This window comes from Bacteroides sp. (assembly GCF_028690125.1).
Taxonomy (GTDB): domain Bacteria; phylum Bacteroidota; class Bacteroidia; order Bacteroidales; family Bacteroidaceae; genus Bacteroides.
Map to the genome: position 1 here is coordinate 1 of NZ_JAQVBV010000078.1, position 9975 is coordinate 9975.

The following is a 9975-nucleotide window of genomic DNA, read 5'->3' on the forward strand; positions in this document are numbered from 1 at the left end:
TCGTGTATGTGAAATATAACCACATCAGACCCCACTCTTATAATGGAGGGCTTACGCCTTATGCTGCACGCTGTGCCGCATAAGCAAATTTTATACTGTGGTGTTACAATTTTGCTTGACTAGGACAAATAAATCTTCCTTAGAATAACAGATAGCCATATCTATCTCACTTTTATTATAAAGGTCAAATAGTTTCTTTATTCTATGGCTCCCTCTTTGGAATCCTTTTTCATTTGTAACCCAGCCAAACAAATCTAGAAATTTTAATTGCCTCATTGCTGATTGTAGAGAATACAAGTTGATATACTTTGATTTATTGGGGATAAATACTGCTCCTTTCATTTTTCTATCATATATTCCAAGGGTATTTTCAAAACTAGATAGCGATGGAATAATAATCAAATTTTTATTGTCCATAGTGAGCCTCCTTATAAAATAATATCAGTTTTATGGTATATAAAAAGGCTAAGTTGCAGATCATTAATTGATCTACATCTTAGCCTTTTTATTATGAAATTCTTTTGAAATAGCTAGAACTTGCTACTCACTAATTAATTTTGACTCAACTAATAAATTTCTTACAGCCTGTGCTGCTTCTGCATAGGTTAAACTTGCCTTTGGTGAAATTTTAGTTGCTGTTGTGCCATTAAAGACGTGTGCTGATAATACTTCCTTAACATTAGATGTTGCCCAGTCACTTACTTGGCTGTAATCGGTGTAGTTTTGATAACGATTCTCATCACTTCCTACAAGCTTCGTAATTTCCATGGCTCTTTGATACATAGCCATTGCTTCTTCTCTTGTAATCTGGTTATCTCCTCTAAATGTGCCGTCAGAATATCCTGAAACAATTCCATACTCATTTGCTATCAGAATTGCTAGAGTTCTTTCACCCTTAGCACTAACATCTTTAAAATGATTCTCATGTGCTGAACCCTCTCTATATAGTCCCAATGCTCTAACAATATACTCTGCAAAATCTGCTCTTGTTATTGCGCTATCTGGCTCAAAATCATCAGCATTAAAGATTACCAATCTGGAAGCCATGTCATTTACTGCATCCTTTGACCAGTGATTTTCAACGGACTTTACAGTTACTGGATTCCAAATAACAGAGTAATCCGAGTTGGTAAGTGAATTTAGTTTTGCATACCATTTACCATCTTTTTGATATACTTCTGTAGGCACGTGACTATAGGTACCATCTGAATTAAATACAATACCTGTTGTAATTTTACTAGAATCAACGCCAGATGGAATCTCCATAACTCTTTCTACATAGTTACTAAACTTGTTGATTGAGTGCTCCTTAGTTGTTCCGTCAATGTTTGTAGTCTTTGCTGTAATTTCAAATTGCACAGGTGGAAATACCAGTTCTGCACCATTTGTCTTTGCAACCTCGTTGTACTTTTCAACCACCTTTTCATCAAGCTTAGTGATTTTCACTTCCACTTTAATGTCAGCAAGAGCTTTTTCCTGTATTCCAAGATTCTCTGCAACTTTGCTTATTGTGAATTCAGCCGCAGGAATTACATATTCTACGTTATCACGTTTTACGGATACATCAAAGGTATTCTCTTCCAATTTCTTAACAATATCGCCGGTTAATTCAACTTTAGCCACTTCAGATTTTGTGTCAGCCACTGGAACTTGAATAACATTGCCTGTTCCGGTTGTATTATTTTTAATAGCTTCGTCAATTTTACTTTCAATGGCTTTATTATCAACAGCTACAATTACCGTTGATTTTCCATCTTCCGTTTTCTGCGTTTCTTTCCCCGCATTTTGCTCTTTACCGTTTACAACCACAACTGTATTCTGGCTTGTGCCCTGGCTCGGTTGGGTTGTTGTAGTAGAACTGCTTCCACCACTGCTGCCACTAGAGGCTGCTCTTGTTACTGTTATCGTATAGGTGTTTGACGTTGTGCCATCTTGTGCAGTTACTACTACTGTTATGATATTATTTCCAACACTGAGGTTAATTCCTCCTGTGGCACCGCCACTGGTTACTGCTAAACCATTAACTTCAACCGTTGCATTGCCATCAGCTACTGTTGACGTAACGGTTATGCTGCTGTCTGCATTACCTACACTTGCTGTATAGCTTGTTGTACCACTTGCAAAAGCGGGTGAGAGGGTTCCGCTACTTAAACTAAGAGCCAACAAGTTGCTATTGCTAGATGCTCCTACACTCACCGTTGCCGTATAATCCTGAGTACTGCTGTCTGTAAATGTTACAGTATAGGTTAATGGGGTTGTGAAGTTTTGTGCTACCCCTGTATTTGGATATACGCTTGTTCCCGTGTGTACTATGGTTGGCACTAAAGCCGTCACGTCTGTTCCATAAGGTACTGTCAATGCAATGGTTTTTGCTCCCTCATTTACTGTTCCCGTTACAGCAGGTGTTAATCCATTAAAGTTGAAGGCGGTGATTGCCTTCGTTGTATTTGCCGCTACTGTAACCGTTACCGTATACTGTTGTTCACTACTGTCTGCCGCTGTTACTGTATAGGTTACTGCATTTGTAAAGTTTTGATCTGCCCCTGTATTTGGAGACACGCTTGTTCCCGTGTGTACTATGGTTGGCACTAAAGCTGTAACATCTGTGCCATAAGGTACTGTCAACGCAATGGTTTTCGATGCCTCGTTTACTGTTCCTGTTACAGCAGGTGTTAATCCGTCAAAGTCAAAGGCAGTAATTGCCTTTGCTATGTTTGCAGCTTTCGTCACCGTTACTGTATACTGTTGTTCACTATTGTCTGCTGCTTTCACTATATAGGTTACTGGGGTTGTGAAGTCTTGCGCTACCCCTGTGTTTGGAGATACGCTTGCACCTGTATGTGTTATGCTTGGTACTAAAGCTGTAACATCTGTTCCATAAGGCACTGTCAATGCGATAGTTTTTGCTCCCTCATCCACTGTTCCTGTTACAGCAGGTGTTAATCCGTTAAAGTCAAAGGCAGTAATTGCCTTTGCTATGTTTGCAGCTTTCGTCACCGTTACTGTATACTGTTGTTCACTATTGTCTGCTGCTTTCACTGTATAGGTTACTGGATTTGTGAAGTCTTGCGCTACCCCTGTGTTTGGAGATACGCTTGCACCTGTATGTGTTATACTTGGTACTAAAGCCGTCACGTCTGTACCATAAGGCACTGTCAACGCGATAGTTTTTGCTCCCTCATCCACTGCTCCTGTTACATTTGGTGTTAATCCGTTAAAGTCAAAGGCAGTAATTGCCTTTGCTGTGGAGGGGGCCGCTGTTACCGTTACGTTAATTCTGTAGTAGTTAATTGTTGTTCCATCCTCTGCCGTTACTCTGACAATGAAGAAATCTCCATCGGCTATGGTTGCGTTTGTGTATGCCGTCGCTCCATCGAATCCACTAAAATCTGTAGTGCCGCTGGCATACTTCACCGCTTTCACCGTCGCATTAGTATCGTTCTTGTCAAACAGCGTTACAAAGGTTGTCGCATTGGAGGTATCTGCCGCCTTTTCCGCTGTAATCGTTACTGCTCCCGGTGTTGCAGAGCCAAGTGTAGCATTTGGCGTACCAAGGCTTGTCACCGTCACACCTTTCACCGTAGAGGATGCTTTCAATGTTGCATCAGTACTGAATGGCGCACCTATTAAAATTGTATAGCTATGGCTATCTGTGACTGGCGGGGTGGCACTATCTGTTGCAGTCACAGTAAAAGTAAAATTGCCATATGCTGTTGGTGTGCCACTTAGAGCCCCATGGCTTGCTAGTGTTAAACCATCCGGAAGCGCCCCCGATGTCACCGCATAGGTTTTACTTCCCGTTCCTCCTGTTGCCATAAAGGTATGCCCTGCATAAGCTGTTCCCTCGGTGCCATCTAAAGGATTGGTCGTATCAATTACAAGAGCTGCTGGGTCAATGGTCATACTGTAGCTATGACTATCCGTTACCGGTGTTGATGCGCTGTCCGTTGCGGTCACGGTAAAGGTAAAATCGCCATATGCTGTTGGTGTGCCGCTTAGAGCCCCATCGCTTGCTAGAGTCAACCCCCCAGGCAATGTGCCTGATGTCACTGTATAGGTTTTACTGTACGTTCCGCCTGTTGACGTAAAAGTATGACCTGCATAGGCTGTACCCACAGTGCCACCCACTGGATCGGACGTGTCTATAACCAGAGCATCGGGATTACCCGTTCCCTGTACTGTAAAAGTATACGATCCAACTTCTGTGTTGTTGCCTATAGTAATTGTTGCAGTTCTTGTTCCTAGGTCACTTGGATCAAACTGGATGTCAAACGTTGTTGATTGTCCATCAGCAAGTGTTGTCTCTGCCGGTTCAGCTGAAACTGAAAAATCAGAAGTATCCGTTCCACTTATATCGATCGTTGGATCTATTATAAGATCGAGACCTGTTGTATCAGAATTTTGAATTGTAAATGTTTTTGTTATTGTTCCACTTGATGCTAAAACGGAACCAAAATCTGTGTCATCTGTATCACTTGGAGTTGTATCTCCAGCACTGATGACCTTTCCATTACCACTTACATCCATTGTTACGCCAATTTGATTCAAAGATAATCGAATGTCATCAAACTCAATATAATCACTACCTGCTTTTTGATCTGCTATAGTTGCAACTACAGTTATCTTCAGCGTTCGTGCTTCTGGTAAAACTGCTATACCATTCAAATACTTCTGTTGCCAATCTGGAAACCAATTAGGATCCGACAATTGTTCATCTGTGGCGTTTGGTAAATCGCAATTCATTTCTTGTTCTCCGCCAGTTACAAGTTCACCTGATTCATTCAATTGTTCTACTGTAATTTTAGCTTCAGACTGATCCATTACACGCCGTATATACCCTTGAGCATCATAAGTTACAGCACCCTGATCGACCACTTGTGTGAGATCAGAAATATCAATGCTCTTATGCAAAGTGGCACCTCCTGGATTCATAGGATAATAGTCAAATCCTTTCAAACTCCCGTCTGGACTATTTGTGTATAGTGCATCAGCATAGCTGTCATTAACGAATGAATCGGGGTAATCGCCCTCTAATGTCCATCCTATAAAACTTCCACTTTCTCCATCCCCATTAACAATTAGATTTCCACCATATGATGTAGCGTAAGCAGGGAACGGAATTCCTATCATTGATATTGCGATAACCAAAGCTATGATTCCTTTTGTTTGTTTCTTTTTTATAGATTTCACGTTTACCTCCATAAATTTGAATAAAATTCACTATACAAACTTACATCACCTTGATAAGTGTAAAATATTTGATGATACCTAATCATCTTGATGTCAAAATACTTTCTTTCACACAGACACTTATATAAGTTTTGCACTATTTCGGCTAATCTTTTAGATATTTAAATAGGTCTTATGCTCGTATTCCAGTAGAGACAAGTTTCTACTGGAAACTTGTCTCTATATTTTATTTAGTTATCCTTTTGTAACGGAGAGATGATAAGTTTTAGTTTGTGTAAAACCTGTTTTAGAAACAATAATCACAATGTCACTCACACCACTTTGCAAAGTAATTGCAGGCGCTTCTTGCCCACTTGAGACAATCTGTCCACCAACAGAAATGCTAACAGCACTATCTTCTGCAAATGGCGTTATCTTGATGGTTGCAGCTTTTGCACCGATATTATCTGCATAGCTCGTTACACCTTGCTCCATTGTAATCGTATGTGTTTCAGAATAACCTTTTCCAGAATATACAAGACCTAAGCTTGACAGATTGAGGTTTAGCACTCGATTAACATTCACAGTATAAGTTGTTTCAACACCTCCAATTCTTGAGGTCACTACGATTTCAATTGCATTACTGCCAATACCAAGATTAATGGCTTGAGATGCTGTTCCACTTTCAACATCCAGTCCACTTACCTTAATCGTTCCACCATCAATAGAGGTCGGTGTCACTATTATGCTACTTACTGCGTCAGTGACACTTACATTATAGCTAAGTATATCGGTGTCAAAACTTGGATCAAGTTCACCAGAACTGATTGTCAGGCTTTCTAGTTTCGAACTTGACACAGGTGCAGGTGCATCATAAACTGCCAGCTCTACAACACTTGCAATTTTAGGATTTATACTCAATCCTCCTATTATATTTAACCTGACAAATCTACACTGAGTTACTGTAATGGTACGATCCGTCATAGAAGAAGTATTGCCTGTTACACTATCGAGTTCTGTCCATTGTGCACCATCCAAACTTCCGTAAAATTTAAAATTTGTATTGTTATAGCGTTGATCCCATCCAACTGATCCCATTTGATAACACACCCAGCGACCAATCCAATAAACCTCCCCCAAATCTACCATCATACTTGTGGGGACATTACTAAGCCATCTGCTCAGAGCCGTCACATTTCCATCAACTGCTCTTGAGGATGAAAAGGGTTTAATATAACTACTTGAAGTAGTCACTTTATTTAAAGCTACATTTGTCATATCTTTTCTCCTTTCGATCTCGAAGGGAAGACTCCCCTAATTATAGTTTGGCAATCCATTTATTTGCCTTCTATGGTCTGCTGGGATAAATGCCTTCCGTCATAATGCAGTATCTCATACCAGGCAAAGGCTCAGTTCCAGATAAGTTTGGTAATAAAAAAGTAACGCCTGGGGATCCTCCATATTGATTTCCGATCAAAGAATAAAGTGCTTGAAATTGAGCAACTTGCAACGTTTGACCCGCGCATTGAATACTGCCATACGGTGCAAACGAAAATGGCAAAAGTAAAATCTCACCTATAAAATATTCCATAGATTGACCTCCATATAATAACAATTGGTTAAATAATTACTGGATGAAATTGATTTTCTGCTTTTAAAATTTAAATCAGCCATTTCAATCGCAACATTTCTATTGTCTGGTTGGGTATATGCCATTTGTTACAATGCAATACCTCATACCATGGAACGGTACTGCGCCATTGAGATTGAAAAGCATAAGCGTCGTCGCACCATTTCCTCCATATGTAGTTCCGATTAGAGAAAATAATGTTAGATAGTCATTTTTATTTCGTAACAAGGCCGCGTATATTCAGGCGCAAAGCCAAAAGGCAATAATAACATGTCCACAAAAAACAGCCCATATGTCTACCTCTGCACCCTTCTTTAATCTCTAAATTGATCCTCATTTGCCATCTGCTTCATCAACACTTAGATTTCCAGTATCAGCATAAGCCATTCAAAGAAAACAAGAAATCTGTCATGGTCTAGGAGGATAAAGGCCTTGAGTTACAATACAATATCTCATACCAAGTAATGGTTCTGCCCCACCGAGATTAGGGAGCTTAAAGTTATTTACTCCATCACCCCCATATGTAATGCCAAGCAACGAGTACAATGCCGCGTTTTGACTAATCTGTAAAACCTGACCTGCGCAATCTGCAGTATACGCTGGTGCATAGCCAAAGGGTAGTAGTAAAATCTCACCTAAATAATAATCCATAAACTGACCTCCTTGTATTTTGTTTGAATTTAGTAATCATATAATTAAACCAATGTTTTAATTATGATTTATCACATTGGTTCTCATCATTATAAAATACAATACTGTATTCAAAACCCGGATTTTGGCTGATATTATAGTTGAATTGAAACTGCTTCGGCAACTTGTCTTCTGGTTTTAAACTCAAAATCCGTTGCGGCAAGGTCAATGAACACTCATTATTATCAATATGAATATCTCCTAAAACATCAATTGACGTCTTTAGTACCAAATTCCGATAAGACCTATCATATTGTTCTTTATCTATAATATGGATTGAATTAAAGCTTTCCGCCTTTAAACAAGAGATCTTATTTAAGCAAATTACCTCACCGATAAAGATAGATGCGCTTTCGCCATGAGGTAAAGTTCCCAGCATTTGATGGTGATCTCTTCTCGGATCAACCCCATGGAGCTCTACGTGTATATTCTCAGGAATCCAAATACCACCTTCAACCATTTGAGGCACCAAGTTCCTCATAATAGAAACCTGCGGTTCTCGTCTCAATGCGTTGAGCATTGTTTCAGAAATCATCATATGAACCGGAGCAAGATGCTGAATATTGATTGTCGTAGCATCACAGATTTGAATTTCATTGATATACGCTCTTATATCCAGTTTATTAATAACTTGTTGGAGTACATTTGCACTTTCAGAATTGATCTCTATTCCAGTTATGGATATCTCCCTTGGTTCAAACAATGCTGTTAAGGGCAACAACAAAGAACCAAATGGTCCCGTCCCCGCATATAATATGTGTATCCTCGTATCTGGAAATTTCTGTTTTGCTTCTAAAATTCCCAAATAGACACCATGAATAAACTTTTTTGTTCTCATAAATTCATGGATACATTTTCCTGCCCAGTACGTCCCTATAGCTCTTCCGTGATCCGTTTCCATATCTTTTATGTATACTTCTTCAAAGTTATTCACACCTGAAATTGCTTCGAAGAACTCATATAATCTGTCAGTTGAATCCTTTATGCTTTTATAATTGTCATTAGGGTCTATCAACGGTTCCAAAAGATTTTGCAATAGCATTTTGTATTCAGTTTTCATCCCAATATCCTTATTGTAATTTTTTTATAATTATACCATATTATACCTTTTTTATTATTTTTATGCAACTAAAACCTTTTGCGCGTTTTCCTTTTAAACAGAGGTCTTAATATTATCTATTTAATCGTATAATCCTGTCATAGTATATTATTGGGAGTTCGAGGAATAGCTGTTTCCTTCGAATACCCGCGTTCAGCTCTTTCTTCCATTTAACACAAGACTCCTTTAATTCAAGAAAATCCTTGCGGAATTTGCATGTATTTTTAAGAAGGGACTATGTATGGCTAGCTTACACAGTCTAGGAGTTGATTCGTTTAAGCAACCACACCATATTTTCACCAAGGACCTGTTTTATCTACTGGATTTTTGCCCATTGTAGTCTTAAGTCTTAATATCCTTTTTTAATTTCTTCTTATTTTTATATCTGGCAGCCGCAGACACGCCGGAAGCACCCCCACTACGACTACATCCTCTTTCTGAATTTTCTCCAGCAACGCGGTGATGTTGGTAGGACATGCTGTGGTTCGTATGCTATAAAAACATCAGGTCTTAGAGTATCATAAAGTAATTTGCAAGTTATTTTTCGACATTTTACTCCGAAAACCGTAAATTTCGGTGGTAAAGTCGCAATAGCTTAAAATCATGGTCTGTACCGAAAAAGCCCTGCTTCATGCCTCTCTCAAAGCTACTCGCGTTACCTAATGGAAACCTCGTTAATAATAACTTGAATTCTATTTTGTTATATTCGCCCAATATTACAGAATTTCAGCGCCAAATTCATCGCTAGGTCTAAGCCAGTTACTTTTTCTCTGCATATTTTACGGCATATGCTGTACCGCCTTTACTGCCATCGTAGTAGCATATCATTTTACTGCTATGGTCCACCATGTATTGGTTTCTCTGGTGAAAACAGCCTTGATGATATTTGGCATTTAAGGTAATGACCTCATCACACTGAGCAAGGGTGATGAAATAAATTTCTCGGTTCACCTCGTTCCAATTTTTTGGCTGTTCTTCGTAGGGAACTACGGCAATGAGCTTTATTACTTTTGGCTCTGAAATATGTACTACTCGTTTTCGTATGAGCACAATTTCTGCACACAGTAAATCGAATCCATAGCACGCTCCGAAGTAAAAGGTGTCTGTTCCATTTTTAATCGCTCTGTCGACTTCCTCCCCTATTTTTAATTTCAAATTTTCAAGGTTTTCTTTACTTTTTGGAAGTCTTTCACTTCTGTGACCGCTAAAACATAAAGCGTTTTCTTTTTTCTGCATAGTTTTATTCCTCCTTTATAATACTATATATAGTATCTATTTATATGTATATAGTCAATATGTAATACTACATATAGAATAGCTGTAAAGAGGTGACTAATATGAACAATAACTCAATTTTTGAAATAAAAGATTACGGAAAAATCAGTTT

Annotated in this window: 9 protein-coding genes; all 9 read right to left on the reverse strand. The window is 38.9% G+C overall.

Annotated features, from left to right (window positions below; genetic code table 11):
• Window positions 1-90 precede the first annotated feature (90 nt).
• Entirely contained in the window at window positions 91-417 is a 327-nt protein-coding gene (locus PHO71_RS24360; protein ID WP_300208658.1) for a hypothetical protein, read from the reverse strand.
• A gap of 123 nt (window positions 418-540) precedes the next feature.
• Window positions 541-5190 carry an S-layer homology domain-containing protein gene (locus PHO71_RS24365; protein ID WP_300208660.1) on the reverse strand — a complete coding sequence of 1550 codons (4650 nt, stop codon included), beginning with the start codon at window positions 5188-5190 and terminating at the stop codon, window positions 541-543.
• Window positions 5191-5424: 234 nt separating this feature from the next.
• Window positions 5425-6447 (reverse strand): cadherin-like beta sandwich domain-containing protein, encoded by a 1023-nt coding sequence (locus PHO71_RS24370; protein WP_300208662.1) that lies wholly within the window; start codon window positions 6445-6447, stop codon window positions 5425-5427.
• Between the two features lie 70 nt (window positions 6448-6517).
• Entirely contained in the window at window positions 6518-6760 is a 243-nt protein-coding gene (locus tag PHO71_RS24375) for a phage tail protein (RefSeq protein WP_300208664.1), read from the reverse strand.
• 99 nt (window positions 6761-6859) lie between these two features.
• Window positions 6860-7027, reverse strand: a complete 168-nt coding sequence (locus PHO71_RS26325) for a tail fiber protein (RefSeq protein WP_367279935.1) — start codon at window positions 7025-7027, stop codon at window positions 6860-6862.
• Window positions 7028-7207: 180 nt separating this feature from the next.
• Complete coding sequence (locus PHO71_RS26330) at window positions 7208-7450, reverse strand: phage tail protein (protein WP_367279936.1); 243 nt, start codon at window positions 7448-7450, stop codon at window positions 7208-7210.
• Between the two features lie 61 nt (window positions 7451-7511).
• Window positions 7512-8549, reverse strand: a complete 1038-nt coding sequence (locus PHO71_RS24380) for a hypothetical protein (protein ID WP_300208666.1) — start codon at window positions 8547-8549, stop codon at window positions 7512-7514.
• Window positions 8550-8930: 381 nt separating this feature from the next.
• The gene (locus PHO71_RS24385) at window positions 8931-9065 is read right to left on the reverse strand and encodes a hypothetical protein (protein WP_300208668.1); all 135 of its coding nucleotides are present in this window, start codon (window positions 9063-9065) and stop codon (window positions 8931-8933) included.
• A gap of 282 nt (window positions 9066-9347) precedes the next feature.
• Window positions 9348-9824: an SLOG family protein gene (locus PHO71_RS24390; protein WP_300208670.1), complete on the reverse strand. Its 477-nt coding sequence runs from the start codon at window positions 9822-9824 to the stop codon at window positions 9348-9350.
• Window positions 9825-9975 lie beyond the last annotated feature (151 nt).

Coding starts and splice junctions, on each gene's coding strand:
- PHO71_RS24360 (WP_300208658.1), bottom strand. CDS start 417: ATGGACAATAAAAATTTGATTATTATTCCATCGCTATCTAGTTTTGAA.
- PHO71_RS26330 (WP_367279936.1), bottom strand. CDS start 7,450: ATGGATTATTATTTAGGTGAGATTTTACTACTACCCTTTGGCTATGCA.
- PHO71_RS24370 (WP_300208662.1), bottom strand. CDS start 6,447: ATGACAAATGTAGCTTTAAATAAAGTGACTACTTCAAGTAGTTATATT.
- PHO71_RS24375 (WP_300208664.1), bottom strand. CDS start 6,760: ATGGAATATTTTATAGGTGAGATTTTACTTTTGCCATTTTCGTTTGCA.
- PHO71_RS24380 (WP_300208666.1), bottom strand. CDS start 8,549: ATGAAAACTGAATACAAAATGCTATTGCAAAATCTTTTGGAACCGTTG.
- PHO71_RS24390 (WP_300208670.1), bottom strand. CDS start 9,824: ATGCAGAAAAAAGAAAACGCTTTATGTTTTAGCGGTCACAGAAGTGAA.
- PHO71_RS24385 (WP_300208668.1), bottom strand. CDS start 9,065: ATGTCCTACCAACATCACCGCGTTGCTGGAGAAAATTCAGAAAGAGGA.